The following is a 16370-nucleotide window of genomic DNA, read 5'->3' as shown; positions in this document are numbered from 1 at the left end:
GGCCGTCGGGGCGATCGCGTAGGCCGGCGGGTCAGAGCCGGGTGACCCAGTGCGGATGGGCACCCGCCCACTGCGGCATCCGGGTGCCCCGGACCGCCTCGAACAGTCCCTCTCCGCCGTTGTCGAGCACGACGTAGGAGACCTGGTCGATGGTCTGCGGGTAGGACGGCACCTGGACGCCGCGCAGCGCGTCGGTGGAGAGGCCGCGCAGCGCCAGCAACAGGTCCTCCACGGGTACGCCGTTGGTGTCCACGGTCAGCGAGCCGCCGACGGCCTGGACGAGCCGGTGCAACTGGACCGGATTCTCGCGGAGGCGGGTCTCCCCCGCCCGTTGCAGCATCGCCCCCAGCAGTTGCTGCTGGTGGGTCTGCCGGTCGTAGTCGCCGCCGGGCAGGTCGTAGCGCTGGCGGACGTAGTCCAGCGCCTGGGCGCCGTCCATCCGCTGGCAGCCGGGCGAGAAGACCCGGTCGGTGTGGATCGAGCGCACCTCGGTGCGTACGCACATGGTCACCCCGCCGAGCAGGTCGATGACGCTGCGCAGACCGGCGAAGTCGACCAGGGCGGCGCCGTCGAAGCGGATGCCGGTGAGTCGGGTCAGGGTGGCCGAGAGCAGCCGGGCGCCGGCCTCACCGCCACCGCCGTACTCGTACGCGGCGTTGACCTTGTCCTCCCCGCCCGGGTAGCCGGACCCGGGCGGGATGTCGACCAGCAGGTCACGCGGTACGGAGACCAGGTAGCCCTCGCGTAGCCCGGCCGGTACGTGCACCATCAGGATGGTGTCGGTGCGCTGTTCCGGGCCGGTGTCGTCGGGGCGGCGGTCCGAGCCGACGAGCAGGTAGTTGAGCGGGCCGTCCCGGTCGGTGCGGTCGGCGCGGGCGCTCGGGTCGAGCAGTTCGGCCCGGGTCATGGTGCGCTCGTACCGGTCGGCGAGCACCCGGAGGCCGACCACGGCGACCGTGGCCAGCAGCACCACCGCCAGCCCGATCCCCAGCAGTACGCGTGGCCAACGCGGGTGCCCAGACTTGCCGCCCGGTGCGCGTGGTCCGCCGTCGCGTGCCCTCCTGGCCGTGACGTCCTCCCCGTCCGTCTGACATGAATCTTCTTCATGTCAGACTACGGACGGTGATGGCGACGTGACGGCGGTTTCCGGGTACTCCCGCCGGTCACTTCCGGCTGGAGATCACCTCGGGGTTGTAGAACACGAACTCGGCCAGCTTGTCCTGCTTGACCGCGTGGAACATGTCCAGGGTCTGCTCGCTCAGCGCTTCCCGGCCGCTGTCCGTGCCGTTGAACGTGCCGCCGTTGGTCTTCAGCATGATTAGCTCGTTGCCGGTGACCCCGCGCATGGTGAAGACGAAGTCCTCCACCGAGACGCCGCCGGTGTCCAGGATGAACGCCTTGCCGGCCGCCTTGATCAGCTCGTTGAGCTTGAGCGGGTTGGTCAGCGTGCCGTTCTGGCTGGCCTTCTTCGCCATCGCCTTGATCAGCTGCTGCTGGTTCTGCTGGCGGTCGTAGTCGCTGTTGGCCAGGCCGTACCGCTGCCGGGAGAAGTCCAGCGCGGCCCAGCCCTCCATCTCCTGGCAGCCCTTCTTGTGCACCACCGGGGTCCGCTGCTTGCCGGTCTTCTTGGCGTCCGCGTTCCACATCACCTTGCCGTCCACGTACGACATGTGGGCCGACTTGACCTCCTGCTTCGGGCAGATCCGCACCGAGCCGAGAGCGTCGATGACGTTCTTGAAGCCACCGAAGTTGATGATCGCCGCACCGTCGAAGCCGACGCCGGTCATGCCCTTGATGGTCTGGGCCATCAACTGGGCGCCGCCCTCCCAGCCGCCGCCGTTGCGGGCACCGGCCTGGAACGCTGCGTTGATCTTGTCGGTGCCGCCCGGGAAGTCGGTCTTGGGGAAGGCCGGGATGCGGGCCTCGGTGTCCCGAGGGATCGAGATCAGGTACGCCTGGTCGTGGGTGGCCGGGATGTGCAGCACGATGATGCTGTCCGCGCGTACGTCGTCGGCGGCCCACCGCTCCCGGGCGTCCACGCCCAGCAGCAGCATGTCGATCGGGCCTTCCAGGTTGTTTCCGCCCTCGTCCACCGTCTTGCCCGCCTCGCCGAGCAGGTTGCGCTGCGCGATGTTGCCGGTGGCCTGACCGATCACGGCCTTGCTGCCGACGATGGCGAGGCCGCTGGTCATCATCAGCACGGCGCCGAAGACCAGGGTGATCCGGGCCCAGAGAGGGTCCTTCCGCCGGGTGCGCCCCTTCTTGCCGCTCTTGCCGGACTTCTTGCCGGCTGAGGAGGGCGAGGGGTTCGATGCGCCAGGCGGATCGAGCAAGGAGGGGCTCTGAACCGGCATGCGTGCTCCAGCTCGTGAATGTGGGGGGCGGGAACACTTTACGGACGCAATCCCGCCGTGGCGAGTTCGTCTGACGCTCAGTTACCGTTCTCCGCCACGTCATCCTGGGGAAATGGACAAACGGGCAGAACAAAATGGACGATCGACTATTGGCTCCCAGGAATTTCACAGCAGAAGTCGGGCTTCTCGGTCACGCGCGGTGAGCGAGAAGCCCGACTGCCGGCCGGTGGCGTGATCAGCCGTTACCGGCCCGTGACTCCTTGTTCGCCTTGACCCAGTCGGTCATCGTGTCGCCGGACATCGCGCGGTACATGGCCAGGGCGTTCTCCCGGTCGGAGACGACCACCGACTCGCCGTTGATGGTCTGGCTGCCCAGGTGCGGGCTGGTGACGAACGTCAGGTTCTCGCCTCGCAGGTTGCGGAACTGCACCGCCATGTCGGTCAGTGAGAAGCCCTGGTCGACCGTGACCGCGTCGGTGACCGACCGGAGGAACGCGTTGAGCTTCTTCGGGTTGGTCAGCGTGCCGCTGCTCGCCGCCTTGTCCATCAGCGCCCGCAGGAACTCCTGCTGGTGGCGCATCCGGGCGAAGTCGCCGTCCGGGAACTGCTTCCGCTGCCGGATCCAGTCCAGCGCCTCGGTGCCGTTCATCTGGTTGGTGCCCTTGGTGAACTCCCGGTACGGCTTGTGGATCGAGGTGATGGTCCGCTCGACCTCCAGTTCGACGCCGCCGAGCGCGTCGGTGACCTGCTTGAAGCCCCCGAAGTCGATCGCCATGACGTGGTCGATGTGCACGTCGGTGAAGCACTCGACGGTGCGTACCGCCAGTGGCAGGCCGCCGAACGCGAACGCCGCATTGATCTTGCGACGCTGGCCGGAGTCACAGTCGGAGGCGGCGCTCTCCGGGATCGGCACGTACAGGTCGCGGGGGATGGAGACGAGGTACGCCTCCTGGTGGTCGGCGGGGATGTGCATGACGATGATCGTGTCGGCGCGCCACTCACCGGCCTGGTCCATCGGCGCGTCTGGATCCCGCGAGTCGGTGCCCACCATCAGGATGTTGAGCGCACCGTCCACCGCCTTCGCCGGCCGTCCGCCGGTGATTTCCGAGAACGGGTCGGTGCGGGCCAGGTTGTTGTCCAGGCTGCGGGCGTAGAACCAGGCGCCGACGCCGCCGAGCAGCGCCAGCACCAACACCACGACGCCGGTCAGCAGGGCGATCCGGCCCCACCGCGGGCGGCGGCCACGAGGCGGCGGCGGACCGCCGGGCCCGCCCGGCCCCACCGGGCCACGCGGACCGCCCGGCCCACCGGGTGCCTCGTCGTACGCCGGGAACCGGCTGGTCTCGTTCGCTCGGGCAGCGCGTCCGCCCCGGCCCGAGCCGGCCGGTACCGCCGCGCGCCCGGCGCTGCGGTGCAGGTGGAGGGCCGGCAGTGCGGCGGAGTTGGTGGCTGACATGTAACTCAGGGTACGCAGGCCCCGCCACTGTCGCCCGTCGTGAAACCCGGCCGGTGCCGGCCCCGGTGCTACCCGATCCGCTCGCGGAAGTAGTCGATCGTGCGTCGCAGGCCGACTTCGGGCGCGACGGAGGGCTCGTACCCGAGGACCTCGCGGGCGAGGGTCAGATCGGGACGGCGCATCTCCGGATCGTCGGCACTGCGCGTGACGTAGGTCACCTCGGACTTGCTCTCGCAGAGCGACACGATCGTCTCGGCCAGTTGCCGCATGCTCATCTCGTGCTCGGTGCCGCAGTTGACCGGTCCGCTCTCGGTCGAGTCGAGCAGCAGCAGGATGCCCCGGACGAGGTCCGCCACGTAGCAGATCGAGCGGGTCTGGTTGCCGGTGCCGTGCACGGTGATCGACTCACCGCGCAGCGCCTGGGAGATGAAGGTCGGGATGGCCCGCCCGTCGTCCGGCCGCATCCTCGGACCGTACGTGTTGAAGATCCGCACGATCGCGGTGTCCACGCCCCGACTGCGCCGGTACGCCATCGTCGCGGCCTCGGAGAAGCGCTTGGCCTCGTCGTACACGCTGCGGATGCCGATCGGGTTGACGTTGCCCCAGTACGTCTCCCGCTGCGGGTGCTCCTTCGGGTCGCCGTACGCCTCGGAGGTCGAGGCCAGCAGGAACCGGGCACCGTCGGCGGCGGCGCGCTCCAGCAGGTGCAGGGTGGCCACCGAGCCCACCCGCAGGATCTCCACTGGCAGCTTCTCGAAGTCCGTCGGGCTCGCCGGGGACGCCATGTGCAGGATCGCGTCGAACCGCTCGGCCAGCGCGGGATGATCCGGCAGCCCGTCGGAGATGTCCGCCTCCACCAGAGTGAACGACGGTTCGTCGAGCAGATGGGCGACGTTCTCCTTCGACCCGGTGACGAAGTTGTCCAGTGCGACCACCGTGCAACCGCGACCGATCAGGGAATCCACCAGGTGCGACGGGACGAAACCGGCACCGCCGGTGACCAGGATGCGGTGACCGGGACCAAAACGCTGCTCAACCTTCACGCCGACCAGAGTAAAGGAGGGGTCCCCTGCTAACGCCTCGTGTCCTACAGGGGACCCCTACTAACACTCGGCGGGCACTGCGCGCCGATCGACGCTCAGTGCCCGCCGGTGAGTCGTCAGTGCGCGCCGGCGCCGGTCAGCGAACGCACCTCCAGTTCGGCGTACTTGTCCTCGTCGCTCTCCTTGGAGACGAGGGTGCCGATCCAGCCGCAGAGGAAGCCGAACGGGATGGACAGGATGCCCGGGTTGGACAGCGGGAACCACTGCCAGTCGTGGTCCGGGAACATCGCCGTCGGTGCTCCGGAGACCACCGGCGAGAAGAACACCAGCAGTACGGCCGCCAGCAGACCGCCGTAGATCGCCCACACCGCGCCCGAGGTGTTGAACCGCTTCCAGAACAGGCTGTAGAGGATCGCCGGCAGGTTGCCGGAGGCGGCGACCGCGAAGGCCAGCGCCACCAGGAACGCCACGTTCAGGTTCTGCGCGAAGATCGACAGGGCGATGGCGGCCGCGCCGATCACCAACGCGGAGATCCGGGCGACGCGTACCTCCTGGCGCTCCGAGGTGTTGCCCCGCTTGATGACGTTGGCGTAGAAGTCGTGCGCCAGGCTGGACGACGACGCCAGGGTCAACCCGGCGACCACCGCGAGGATGGTGGCGAAGGCGACCGCCGCGATGATCGCCAGCATCGCCGCCCCGCCCAGATCGCCGCCGAAGAAGTCGATCCCGAGCGCCTCGGCTAGCTGTGGTGCGGCGGTGTTGCCGGCCGCGTCCTGTTCCCGGATGGCGTCACCACCCACCAGCGCCGCCGCACCGAAGCCGAGGGCAAGGGTGAGCAGGTAGAACGAGCCGATGATGCCGATCGCCCAGAGCACGCTCTTGCGGGCCGCCTTCGCCGTCGGCACGGTGTAGAAGCGGATCAAAATGTGTGGCAGGCCAGCGGTGCCGAGCACCAGGGCGATGCCGAGGGAGAGCAGGTCGACCTTGTTGTAGAAGGTCTGTGTCGCGTTGCCGGCTACCTCGACGCCGTACCGCAGCCCGGGTTCCAGGAACGCGGTGCCGTGGCCGGAGCTCGCCGCCGCGTCACCCAGCAGGGACGACAGGTTGAACTTGTACTTCGCCAGCACCAGCAGGGTCATCAACAGCGCGCCGCCCATCAGCAGGAACGCCTTGACGATCTGTACGTAGGTGGTGCCCTTCATGCCACCCACGGTGACGTAGATGATCATGAGGGCGCCGACCAGGATGATGGTCGCCACCTTGGCGGTGCTGGCGTCCATGCCCAGGAAGGTGGTGCCGGGGCGGATGCCGAGCAGCAGGGCTACCAGGGCGCCCGCGCCGACCATCTGGGCCAGCAGATAGAAGATCGACACGGTGATGGTGGAAACCGCCGCCGCGGTACGCACCGGACGCTGCCGCATCCGGAAGGCCAGTACGTCGGCCATCGTGTACCGGCCGGAGTTCCGCAGCAGCTCCGCGACCAGCAGCAGCGCCACCAGCCAGGCCACCAGGAAGCCGATCGAATAGAGGAAGCCGTCGTAGCCGTAGAGGGCGATGATGCCGGCGATGCCCAGGAAGGACGCGGCGGACATGTAGTCGCCGCCGATCGCCATGCCGTTCTGGAAGCCGGAGAACGACCGGCCGCCCGCGTAGAAGTCGGTGGCGGTCTTGGTCTGCCGGCTGGCCCAGATCGTGATGCCCAGGGTGGCGGCCACGAAAGCCAGGAAGAGCACGATGGTCAGGTTCCGGGCCGTCGTGTTGCCCGCCTCGACTGCGAGGATCATCGTGGTCACGACTCACCTCCGGTCAGCTCTTCACGGATCTTGTCGGCCACCGGGTCGATCTTCCGGTCGGCGTACCGGCTGTAGAGCCAGGCGATGAGGAAGGTCGAGACGAACTGGAGCAGGCCGAAGACCAGCGCCACGTTGATGTTGCTGCCGAACAGGCGCGTGCCCATGAAGTCTCGCGCGTACGCCGAGAGGATCACGTAGAGCGAGTACCACAGGAAGAACGCGATGGTCATCGGGAAGACGAATCCGCGCAGCGCGCGGCGCAGTCCGGCGAATTCGTCCGACCGTTGGACCGCGAGGTACCGCTGCGGCGTCGAATCGGTCGGCGCGGTCGCGGGTGTGTCCGTGGACATCTTGTGGATCACCACCTTCACAGGCATCAGGAGTTTCGCGCACGGTAAGAAGCGCACTCCCCGCCGGAAAAGGCTGAGATCGGTGCCGGTCGACGGCTGCGCCGAACGGCAGCATCGCTGCGCCGAGTGACCCAGCTCACTCCGTTGAGCGGTAGGTGAAGTCCGTCCAGGTTCGTCCGCCGGGGCATGGTCGGGTGACGCCCAACGGTGGGCCGGGTTCCGGGTGGCAGGGCGGTCAGCCCAGTTCGCGGTAGCGACCCCGATGATGCAGCAGCGGCGCGATGTCGTCGCCGAGCTCCACCTGCTCGACCGTCGCCTCGACGAGCAGGCTCCAGCCGTACTCCCTTGCGCTGTCGAGCCGGCACCCCGCCCACCCGCCGGCGTCGGCGGGCACCGGCCCGTAGGGCGTCTCGGTCCAGTCGCCGGTGGCGAACAGGCCACCCGGCGACGGGAAGAGGCCGGCGAACCGGTCGGCGAGCTGCCGGTGCGGCGGGCCGAGCGGCGCGACCGCGAACCGACCGGCCTCCTCGACCGCCGCCCACAGGTCGGACTCGGCGTCGATCAGGCCGAGCAGTCGGTCCGGCTCGCCCTCGGCCACCAGCGTGGAGGAGACGGTCAGCCCGGCCGGCCCGGGTGCGGTCCAGAGCGTCACCGGTGCGGCGAGCCGACCCCGGAAGCGGCGTACGGGCGAACGGTCGCCCGCCGGCACGGCGAACGGGTCGGTGTGGTGGATCTGGGCACCCGGCTGATGATTCACGTGAAACATTGTGACCCGCCCGGCCGGTTCACGGGCCCGTGCCCAGCTCAGGAACCGGTCGTGCAGGTCGGTGCGGTGAAGCTGCCCGTTGAGCTGGCTGAGCTGGGCGTGGGCTTCCGTCATCAGCAGTCCGAGATACACCAGGCAGTGCTCGACGCGCAGCTTGGCCGACTGTCGGAGGAGGCGCAACTGCCGCACGTTCGGTTGCACGTCGTTCCGAATAGCGTCGGTGCACACGTTGGCCTTGATGGCGGATTCGTGCTGGTCGAACTTCCCGACCGCGAGCAGGCGATCTACCTGGAGAATGCCGCTCGCGGACACGTGATCAACGGCCCTGAGACGGTCCGCTTGATGGACCGGAAGTGGGATAGCCTGCTCGGCGAAGCACTGTCCACGAGGACTTCGCTGGACCTGATCCGAAAGCTGAAGGTCACGCCATGAACGCTGCTGGACCTCGCTGGCGCACGTCGACTCGCTCGACCGATTCCGGCGGCAACTGTGTCGAGGTGGCGGACAACCTGCCCGGGGTGGTGCTGGTGCGGGACAGCAAGGATCGTTCCGGCCCGTCGCTCACCTTCGCACCGACCGCCTGGCGATCCTTCCTCGACCTGGCCCGAGAGGCATCGACCCCCGCCTCCTGCTGACCGACCCCCTGCCGGGGCGTGCGACACCCCCTCGGCGCACCGGTCGCGCGCGACGTGCGACCCACTCGGAAGGTCACGCTCGATCCAGGATCAAGTGGCCTCGTTGTAGCGCGGTAACCACTCGATCCTGCATCGAGCGCGATCATGCGGGCCGTCGGTGATCGAGCGCCGCCAGTGTTCGTGCGGGCCGCCCGTGTACCGCGCCGCCCGCGGTCATGTGGGGAGTTCTGATCGTGCGGGCCTCCCTTGATCGTGCGGGGAGTCCGTGATCGTGCGGGCCTCCCGTGATCGTGCGAGCCGATCGGGATTGTGCGGGCCGCCCCGGGTCTTGCGGGCCGTGAGCAAGCCTCCCTCGACCTGGCCCGAGAGGCATCAGGCCCCGCAACCCGGCTGATCTCCTTACTGGCGGCGTGTGCGGCGTGCCCAATGCTCGGAAGATCACGCTCGATCCAGGATCGAGTGGTCTCGTCGTCGCTCGGGAGCCACTCGATCCTGGATTGAGCGTGATCATGCGGGCCGTCCGTGTGTGTGCGGGCCGTCCGTGATCATGCGGGCCGTCCGTGTGTGTGCGGGCCGTCCGTGATCATGCGGGCCGTCCGTGTGTGTGTGCGGGCCGTCCGTGATCATGCGGGCCGTCCGTGTGTGTGCGGGCCGTCCGTGATTGTGCGGGCCGCCCGTGATCGTGCAGGCCGTCCGTGTGTGTGCGGGCTGCCCGCGATCATGCGAGCTGCCCGTGATCGGGTGGGGCCGCCGACAGGTGGCGGCACGGGTGGCCGCGTTATCCACAGGGGCAGCGCGCGGGGCGTGGTGACTGCCATCGTCGGTGGCATGTCCAGATCGCCTCGTCGGCCTCCGCAGTTGCGGGGGCGCATCTTCCGCGGGTCTCACGCGATCACAAGTGGCCTGCTCACCCGCAACGATCTCCGCAGTTCCGCCTGGCGTCCGCTCTTTCGAGATGTGTACGCGGACGCCAAGGTGCCCGTCACTCACCGGACCAGGTGCACTGCTGCCGGCCGATGGCTGATCCCGCCAGCCGGGGCGATCGCCGGTCGATCCGCTGCGGCACTCCACGGGTGCGCCCAGGTCGCCCCCGACGAGCCGGTGGACGTCATCGTGCCGCGTGACGTACGCGTCGGTGTCATCGCTGGTCTGCGCATCCATCGCGGGCCCATCGACCCGGGGGACGTCCTCGATCGCGCGGGCACGGCTGTCACGTCCCCCGTGCGTACCTGCTGGGACCTGGCACTCTGGCTCGACCTGGTGGAGGCGGTGGTGGTCATCGACGCGTTGTTGGCACGCAGACTCACCGACGTGTCCGCGCTACGCGGGTACGCGCTCGCGAGGGCGGGGCGCCGTGGCTGGCGGGCGATGCTCCGGGCGGTCGACCTCGCGGACGCTGGCGCCGAGTCGCCCCAGGAATCACGGACCCGGGTACGGCTGGTGCTGGCCGGGCTGCCCCCGCCTCGTACCCAGTGGGTCGTGTCGGACCAAGGCCGTTTCGTCGCTCGTCTCGATCTTGCCTGGCCGGACTATCGGGTGGCGGTGGAGTACGACGGGCTCTGGCACTCCGACCCGGAGCAGTTCCACTCGGACCGCAGACGGCTGAACCGACTGGTCGGCCGCGACTGGATCATCCTGCACGTCACCGCGAAGCGCCTCCGTGAGGACTTCGCGGGCTTCCTCGCCGAGGTCCAGGCCGCCCTTTGCTCCCGGGGCCACGTCCCACCGTCGTTCAGCGGCGCGGGGTGACCGTGGCCAGCAGTTCGGGCTGGCGGCGGTCCAGGGTGTCGCCGGCCAGGTACGCGCCGAGCAGCGCCGCACCCACGCCGTACGCCACGCCGAGCGGCAGGCCCAACCAGAGCCAGGTGCCGCCGAGCAGTGCGGCGGCCACCACCATCGGTACGCCGAGCACGGCGGTGACGACCATCGACAGCAGCGTCAGCAGACTCTTGACCACGCTGGCACCACTGTTCATCGCGAACGGGTTGCTCGTCTCCGGCAGCGAGTACGCGCCGAGCACCGAGATGAACGAGTTGACGGCCAGCCCGACGCCGTACGTGGCGACCAGTGCGCCGGCCATGAACCCGATCCACGCCGGCTCGCCGAGGACCAGTGCGATCACTACCGCGACCACGGCCAGCATCGGCAGTACGTAGAGCGAGAAGGCGGCCATCCGGGCGAGCAGTTCCTGTCGACCGGGTACGCCGGCCACCACGTTCGCGGCGTACGCGCTGCCGTCGAAGCCGAACTGGTTGGCCAGGGTGACTGCGGCGAGTAGCCCGACGAAGAGCATGGAGACGCTGACCAGCACCGGTGACGAGTCGCCGACGCTGAAGCCCTGATCACTGTCGAAGGCGAAGCCCTGCGCGCCGAAGTTGACCATGACCGGCACGAAGAGACCGACCACCGCGATGGTGATCAGGTTGGCCCGCCTCCGGGCGTCCCGCCACCAGTAGCGGGCCTCCCGGGCGACCAGCGCGCCGAACTGGTCCCGGCGCAGCCAGCCGGCCGCACGGGGGAACAGTTGGGCGACCGCGCCACCGGCCGGTCCCGCCTGGACCCGGGCCGGTCCGCTGCTCGCCGCACCCACCATCGCCGACTCCAGCGACCGCGACCACCACGCCAACAGCGCGAGGATGGTGAGCACGGCGATCGCCAGCTTCAGCGGTGCGGCCCAGACCCGGCCCTGGGCCAGGTCGATACCGGCCGTGAAGGGTGCGCCCAGCGGGGTCCAGCCGAGCACGGTCGCCACCGGGACGAACCGGTCCCAGTCGACCTCGCCGAGCGCGGCCACGCCCGCGATCTGCAACGGCCCCAGCATCGCGGCCAGCACCGCCAGCAGGACGGCGGCCAGGTCACGGACCCGCCGGGAGCGGAGCATGGTGGCGAACGCGCTGGTCACCGCCCGCGCACCGGCGACGCAGACGAACAGCCCCAGGACGACCCCGATCGCGGCCACCACGGCGGCCGACCATCCGCCGAAGACGCCGGCGGTGACGACCAGGCCGGAGAACGCCACCAGGGCGGCGATCGCCGGTACGCTCACCAGCGCCGCCGCGAACAGCCCCTTGACCAGGGTGCGGCGGGGTAGCGGCAGCAGCGCGAAGCGGGCCGGGTCGAGCGTCTCGTCGACGCCGAAGAAGACCAGCGGCAGCAGCATCCAGCCGAGCACGGTGAGGCTGCCGGCGAGCGCGGCGATCAGCAGCGCGTACGTGTCGTTGCCCGCCAGCCCGGGGGCGGCCAGGCCGAAGAAGGCTCCTACCGCGATCCAGAGCCCGAACAGCGACCCGACCAGGAACAGCGCGACCCGCCAGCCCTGACCACGGAAGTTGTTGGCCATCACCCGCAGCTTGAGCCGGACGAAGTGCCGGGCCGAGACGGCCCGTACCGGCTTCGCCGGGGCGGTCACTGAGACAGCCACGCCAGCTCCTCACCGGTTGCGGTACGCCCGCCGACCACCTCGACGAAGACCTCCTCCAGCGAGCGCTCGCCGCGTACCTGCTCCAGCGTGCCGACCCGCTTGATGGTGCCCTCGGCGAGGATCGCCACATGCGTGCAGAGCCGCTGCACGACCTCCATCACGTGACTGGAGAAGACCACCGTGCCGCCGCCGGTCACGTACCGCTGGAGGATGTCGCGGATCAACGCGGCCGAGACCGGATCGACCGCCTCGAACGGCTCGTCCAGCACCAGCAGTCGCGGCCCGTGCAGCAGCGCGCAGGCCAGGCCGATCTTCTTCTTCATACCCGCCGAGTAGTCCACCACCAGGGTGCGGCCGGCGTCGGCGAGGGCGAGCACGTCGAGCAGTTCCCCGGCGCGCTGGTCGACCACCGCCGGGTCCATGCCGCGCAGCAGGCCGTGGTACGCCAACAGCTCGGACCCGCTCAGCCTGTCGAAGAGGCGTACGCCGTCCGGCATCACGCCGAGCAGCCGTTTCGCGGTGACCGGGTCGGCCCACACGTCGTGCCCGAGCACCTGGGCGCCACCCGCGTCGGGCCGCAGCAGTCCGACCGCCATCGACAGCGTGGTGGTCTTGCCCGCGCCGTTCGGGCCCAGCAGGCCGTAGAACGAGCCGGCGGGCACGTCCAGATCCACACCGGCTACCGCGATCTTGCTGTCGAACCTCTTCGCCAGGCCGCGCAGCGCCAGCGCCGGGAGCTCACCAGTCATGAGCCCGACCGTATCCGGTCCTGACCAGTGCACCGACCGACCGGAGGACGATTCACGGCTCATCCGCGAGGCGGACGTCACGCCCGTCGCCCCTGCATGCCGACGGACGTTAGCAGGGGACCCTTCCTATACCGCAGGCGTTAATAGGGGGCCCTTCCTTACCGCCGGAGGCGTGCGTGTGCAACCGGACGCCCTGCTGACGGGTGAATGAATCAGATCCGGACGGGGAGGGCCATTGGACGGGGACGACGGGTTCGAGGAGTTCTATCGAACCAGCAGGCATCGGGTGGTCACGGTGCTCTACGCGCTCGGCGGCGACCTGACCGAGGCCCAGGACGCGGCCCAGGAGGCGTACGTCCGTGCCTGGCAGCGATGGTCCCGGATCAGTGGGTACGCCGACCCGGAGGCGTGGGTACGCATCGTCGGACACCGCCTGTTGATCAACCGGTGGCGCAAGATGCGCAACGGGGTGGTGGCGTACCGCCGTCACGGGAGCGCCTCGCCGGTCCCGCCGCCCTCGGAGAACACTGTGGCCCTGGTCGCCGCGTTGCGTCGGCTCTCCGTCGAGCAGCGGCAGGTGATCGTGCTGCACCATCTCGCGGATCTCTCCGTCGCGGAGATCGCCAGCCAGACTGGCGCGCCCGCCGGCACGGTCAAGGCGCGACTCGCCCGAGGTCGTCGGGCGCTGGCCGCGATGCTCGACACCGATCTTCCCGAGGAGATCCGCAATGCCTGATCCGCTCTTCACCGACCTCCTTCGGGACACCGAGCGGCTGACCTGGGCGTCGATCGACCAGGTCACGCACCGGGGGCGGCAGCGTGCCCGGCGTACCCGGATGATGTCCGTCCTCGCGGCGGCGGTGGCCGTGGCGGTGGTGGCCACCGGCGGAGTGGTCCTCTCCGGCAGCCCGGAGGCGACCGCCCCGATGGGACCGGCGGGTCCTGCGCCGACGGAGTCGACCGGCCCGAGCGCCGGCCCGCTTCGGACGGTGCCGACCTCTCCGACCGGGAACCGCCGCCCGCTGGTCGGTGCCGCCGACCCGGCGGTGCCCGCTGCCGCCATGCTCCAGGAAGGTGACGGGCCGGCCGGCTACCAGGCGGACGATTCCGAGGGTGACGACGACTGGGCCTTCACGGACAGCGCGGATCGGTGCGTGAACCCGGACCACCCGCTGATGCGGCTGGTCACTCGGGCGGAACGGGACCGGTACCTGCGGGATCCCGAGCCCCGCAGCAATTTCGTGATGCAGCGCGTGGCTCGTCTCGCGGTCGATGACGCGCTTCGTTACCAGAGTCTGGTGCTCGACCGGGTCGAATCGTGCGGCGACAAGTACGTGTCGATGTGGGTGGTCGCCGCCGGATTCGCCGGTGAGGAATCTCTGGTGGTCCGCGCGCAACACAACGCCGGTCCGGCCCTCTTCTACGTCTTCGTCCGTCAGGGGGATCTGGTCACGCAGGTCTGGCACAACGAGATCACCGACACGGCGGCGGCCGTCGAGTTGGGGCGGGCGGCGGCCTGGCGGCTCTGCGCCGGGACGGACACCTGCTGATCCTGCGGCGGTGCCCCGGATCGCCGGGTCACCGCCGGAGGGCGTCGGGGGCGTGCAGGCGCAGCATGGTGCGGGCGATGTCGGTCGGGGCGCGGCGGCGGGTGGCGAGGGAGACGGCGACCATCACGGTGAAGGCCAGCGGCACCGTCCAGGCGGCGGGCTGGGCGGTGAGGGTGGCGGGCCAGCCGGACAGCGGTGGGCCGAGCACGGTGACCAGCACCGCAGAGACCGCGGCGCCGCCGCCGACCAGGATGCCGGCCGCCGCGCCCGCGTCGGTGAGCCCACGCCACCAGATGCCGAGCACCAGCAGCGGGCAGAAGCTGGACGCGGCGACGGCGAACGCCAGCCCGACCACCTGCGAGACGTCCAGCCCGGAGACGTTCAACGCGAGCACCGTCGGCACTCCGCCCGCGATCACGGTGGCCAGCCGGAAGCCGCGTACCGAGCCACGACCGAGCACGTCCGTGGAGATCACCCCGGCGACGCTGGTGAGCAGGCCGGACGAGGTGGAGAGGAAGGCCGCGAAGGCGCCGGCGGCGACCAGGGCGGCCAGCAGCCGACCGGTGGTCCCGGCGCCGAGCGCGGCTTCGGGCAGCAGCACCACCACCGCGTCGGTCTGCCCGCTGACCAGCAGTTGCGGGGTGTAGATCCGGCCGAGTACGCCGTAGATCGTGGGTAACAGGTAGAAGACCCCGACCAGCGCCAGCACCACGAGCGTGGTCCGGCGGGCGGCCGCGCCGTCCGGATTCGTATAGAAGCGTACGAGGACGTGCGGGAGCCCCATGGTGCCCAGGAAGGTCGCCAGGATCAGCGAGTACGTGGCGAACAGTCCCCGGTCGTCGTCGGCGGCGGTGCTGGGCAGCAGCCACTCGGCGGATCCGGTCGCCACCCCGGAGACCTCCGGCACCGGCTCACCGGCCGCGAAGGTCAACTCGTCGCCGGGGCGTACCTCCCGGGTCTCACCGTCGGGCAGCGTGAGCACCGCGCGGTGCTCGACCACGACGGTGGTCGCGGTCCGGAACGTCGGACCGTCGGGCGGGGTCACCGGCGGACGCCCGTCGGCCTGCCACTGAAGGGCGAGGAAGATCGCGGGTACGGCGAGCGCGGTCAGCTTGAGCCAGTACTGGAACGCCTGCACGAAGGTGACCGCGCGCATCCCGCCGAGCGCCACGTTGGCGGTCACCACCGCGGCCACCACCAGGGCACCCACCGGGTACGGCGAGCCGGCCAGCGTGGCCAGCGTCAGCCCGGCTCCCTGCAACTGCGGCACCAGATAGAGCCACCCGATGAAGATCACGAAGATGGTGGCGAGCGTCCGCAACCGGCGGGAACCGAGCCGCATCTCGCAGAAGTCGGGCAGGGTGAACGCCCCGGAGCGGCGCAGCGGTGCGGCCACGAACAGCAGCAGGGCCAGGTAGCCGGCGGCGAAACCGACCGGGTACCAGAGCACGTCGACGCCGTACTTGAGGACCAGCCCGGCCACGCCGAGGAAGCTCGCCGCCGACAGGTACTCCCCGCCGATCGCGGCGGCGTTCCAGGTCGGGCTGACCACCCGCGAGGCGACCAGGAAGTCGGAGGTGGTGCGGGCCAGCCGCAGCCCGTAGAACCCGATCCCCAGGGTGATCAGGGTGACCGCCACGATCGCGGGTACGACGAGGTCGTTGCCCATTCAGCGCTCCGGCCGCCGGACCAGGTCGGTGAAGTCCTGCTCGTTGCGCTCGGCCAGCCGTACGTACGTCCAGCCCACCGCCACCAGGAACGGGAAGGAGAGCGCGCCGAGCAGCAGCCACGGCAGGTTGACGCCGAGCACGGTCATCCGCCCGACCGACGGCGCGATGGCGAACAGCAACGGCAGGCCGCCCAGCCCGACCAGCACCACCGCCGACAGTTGCAACGCCAGCGCCAACTGGGCGCGTACCAGTCCCCGGACCAGGGCCTCACCGACCCGGGTCTGCTGGGTGAGCTCGGTGTGCGTACCGGCCGCCGGGCGCTGCCGCTGCGACACCTCGGCCAGCACCACCCGGGTACGCGCCGGTACCTCGGGTGCGGAGTGCCCGCCCTGCGGCGGTGTCGAGGGCCCGCCTTGCGGCGGCACCCGACCGGAGTCGGCGTGGCGGGGCTGCGCCCCGGGCCGTGCCGCCGCCCCGGGCGCCGGGACGGGATCGTCGGCAGCGGCCACCCCGGCAGTCTCGTCCGCCGGACGGGAATGTCAAGAGGGCTGTGCACAACCTGTGGACAACCGATGCAGCCTGT

At 70.1% G+C, this 16370-nt stretch carries 16 protein-coding genes; 5 read left to right on the top strand and 11 right to left on the bottom strand.

What is annotated here, in order from left to right; all coding sequences use genetic code 11:
• Positions 1–31: 31 nt before the first annotated feature.
• From ACWDVW_RS18340 to ACWDVW_RS18310, 7 genes are all read right to left on the bottom strand, one after another.
• Positions 32–973, bottom strand: coding sequence for an LCP family protein (locus tag ACWDVW_RS18340; RefSeq protein WP_449950164.1), 942 nt, complete (start codon positions 971–973; stop codon positions 32–34).
• Between the two features lie 190 nt (positions 974–1163).
• Complete coding sequence (locus ACWDVW_RS18335; RefSeq protein WP_449950162.1) at positions 1164–2354, bottom strand: LCP family protein; 1191 nt, start codon at positions 2352–2354, stop codon at positions 1164–1166.
• A 235-nt stretch (positions 2355–2589) separates the two neighbouring features.
• Positions 2590–3810, bottom strand: coding sequence for an LCP family protein (locus tag ACWDVW_RS18330; RefSeq protein WP_449950160.1), 1221 nt, complete (start codon positions 3808–3810; stop codon positions 2590–2592).
• A gap of 68 nt (positions 3811–3878) precedes the next feature.
• Positions 3879–4853, bottom strand: a complete 975-nt coding sequence (locus ACWDVW_RS18325) for an NAD-dependent epimerase/dehydratase family protein (RefSeq protein WP_396743554.1) — start codon at positions 4851–4853, stop codon at positions 3879–3881.
• 116 nt (positions 4854–4969) lie between these two features.
• Complete coding sequence (locus ACWDVW_RS18320) at positions 4970–6637, bottom strand: solute symporter family protein (RefSeq protein WP_449950226.1); 1668 nt, start codon at positions 6635–6637, stop codon at positions 4970–4972.
• A 5-nt stretch (positions 6638–6642) separates the two neighbouring features.
• Positions 6643–6996, bottom strand: coding sequence for a DUF485 domain-containing protein (locus tag ACWDVW_RS18315; RefSeq protein ID WP_396743548.1), 354 nt, complete (start codon positions 6994–6996; stop codon positions 6643–6645).
• A 235-nt stretch (positions 6997–7231) separates the two neighbouring features.
• Positions 7232–7876, bottom strand: a complete 645-nt coding sequence (locus tag ACWDVW_RS18310) for a flavin reductase family protein (RefSeq protein ID WP_449950156.1) — start codon at positions 7874–7876, stop codon at positions 7232–7234.
• On the opposite strand from ACWDVW_RS18310, the gene ACWDVW_RS18305 reads away from it, so the two are divergent.
• The 3 genes from ACWDVW_RS18305 to ACWDVW_RS18295 all read left to right on the top strand — a co-directional run bounded on the left by ACWDVW_RS18305 (position 7814) and on the right by ACWDVW_RS18295 (position 10146).
• Entirely contained in the window at positions 7814–8194 is a 381-nt protein-coding gene (locus ACWDVW_RS18305) for a Scr1 family TA system antitoxin-like transcriptional regulator (protein WP_449950153.1), read from the top strand. The two genes, ACWDVW_RS18310 and ACWDVW_RS18305, sit on opposite strands and share 63 nt — an antisense overlap.
• Positions 8191–8397, top strand: a complete 207-nt coding sequence (locus ACWDVW_RS18300) for a DUF397 domain-containing protein (protein ID WP_449950150.1) — start codon at positions 8191–8193, stop codon at positions 8395–8397. Before ACWDVW_RS18305 ends, ACWDVW_RS18300 begins: the two co-directional genes overlap by 4 nt.
• A gap of 1101 nt (positions 8398–9498) precedes the next feature.
• Complete coding sequence (locus ACWDVW_RS18295; protein ID WP_449950147.1) at positions 9499–10146, top strand: endonuclease domain-containing protein; 648 nt, start codon at positions 9499–9501, stop codon at positions 10144–10146.
• Here the strand turns inward: ACWDVW_RS18295 and ACWDVW_RS18290 are convergent.
• Positions 10130–11818 carry an ABC transporter permease gene (locus tag ACWDVW_RS18290; protein ID WP_449950144.1) on the bottom strand — a complete coding sequence of 563 codons (1689 nt, stop codon included), beginning with the start codon at positions 11816–11818 and terminating at the stop codon, positions 10130–10132. The genes ACWDVW_RS18295 and ACWDVW_RS18290 overlap by 17 nt on opposite strands.
• Positions 11803–12567: an ABC transporter ATP-binding protein gene (locus ACWDVW_RS18285; protein ID WP_449950142.1), complete on the bottom strand. Its 765-nt coding sequence runs from the start codon at positions 12565–12567 to the stop codon at positions 11803–11805. The genes ACWDVW_RS18290 and ACWDVW_RS18285 overlap by 16 nt, the downstream gene beginning before the upstream one ends.
• 235 nt (positions 12568–12802) lie before the next feature.
• On the opposite strand from ACWDVW_RS18285, the gene ACWDVW_RS18280 reads away from it, so the two are divergent.
• Both ACWDVW_RS18280 and ACWDVW_RS18275 read left to right on the top strand, forming a co-directional pair.
• A complete protein-coding gene (locus tag ACWDVW_RS18280; protein WP_449950140.1) occupies positions 12803–13303 on the top strand; it encodes a SigE family RNA polymerase sigma factor in 501 nt (166 codons plus the stop codon).
• Positions 13296–14117 (top strand): hypothetical protein, encoded by an 822-nt coding sequence (locus tag ACWDVW_RS18275; protein ID WP_449950137.1) that lies wholly within the window; start codon positions 13296–13298, stop codon positions 14115–14117. The genes ACWDVW_RS18280 and ACWDVW_RS18275 overlap by 8 nt, the downstream gene beginning before the upstream one ends.
• Before the next feature lie 28 nt (positions 14118–14145).
• On the opposite strand, the gene ACWDVW_RS18270 is transcribed toward ACWDVW_RS18275, so the two are convergent.
• Positions 14146–15786, bottom strand: coding sequence for a sodium:solute symporter family transporter (locus tag ACWDVW_RS18270; RefSeq protein WP_449950134.1), 1641 nt, complete (start codon positions 15784–15786; stop codon positions 14146–14148).
• A complete protein-coding gene (locus ACWDVW_RS18265; protein WP_449950223.1) occupies positions 15787–16212 on the bottom strand; it encodes a hypothetical protein in 426 nt (141 codons plus the stop codon).
• Positions 16213–16370: the final 158 nt, after the last annotated feature.

The organism is Micromonospora sp. NPDC003241 (assembly GCF_053589795.1).
The sequence above is the reverse complement of the archived record's forward strand: the minus strand, read 5'-3'. Positions and strand labels throughout refer to the sequence as shown.

What these genes read in the sequence shown, in the direction of transcription:
- ACWDVW_RS18330 (WP_449950160.1), bottom strand. Translation starts at nt 3,810, where the DNA reads ATGTCAGCCACCAACTCCGCCGCACTGCCGGCCCTCCACCTGCACCGC.
- ACWDVW_RS18310 (WP_449950156.1), bottom strand. Translation starts at nt 7,876, where the DNA reads ATGACGGAAGCCCACGCCCAGCTCAGCCAGCTCAACGGGCAGCTTCAC.
- ACWDVW_RS18315 (WP_396743548.1), bottom strand. Translation starts at nt 6,996, where the DNA reads ATGTCCACGGACACACCCGCGACCGCGCCGACCGATTCGACGCCGCAG.
- ACWDVW_RS18335 (WP_449950162.1), bottom strand. Translation starts at nt 2,354, where the DNA reads ATGCCGGTTCAGAGCCCCTCCTTGCTCGATCCGCCTGGCGCATCGAAC.
- ACWDVW_RS18300 (WP_449950150.1), top strand. Translation starts at nt 8,191, where the DNA reads ATGAACGCTGCTGGACCTCGCTGGCGCACGTCGACTCGCTCGACCGAT.
- ACWDVW_RS18320 (WP_449950226.1), bottom strand. Translation starts at nt 6,637, where the DNA reads ATGATCCTCGCAGTCGAGGCGGGCAACACGACGGCCCGGAACCTGACC.
- ACWDVW_RS18285 (WP_449950142.1), bottom strand. Translation starts at nt 12,567, where the DNA reads ATGACTGGTGAGCTCCCGGCGCTGGCGCTGCGCGGCCTGGCGAAGAGG.
- ACWDVW_RS18275 (WP_449950137.1), top strand. Translation starts at nt 13,296, where the DNA reads ATGCCTGATCCGCTCTTCACCGACCTCCTTCGGGACACCGAGCGGCTG.
- ACWDVW_RS18270 (WP_449950134.1), bottom strand. Translation starts at nt 15,786, where the DNA reads ATGGGCAACGACCTCGTCGTACCCGCGATCGTGGCGGTCACCCTGATC.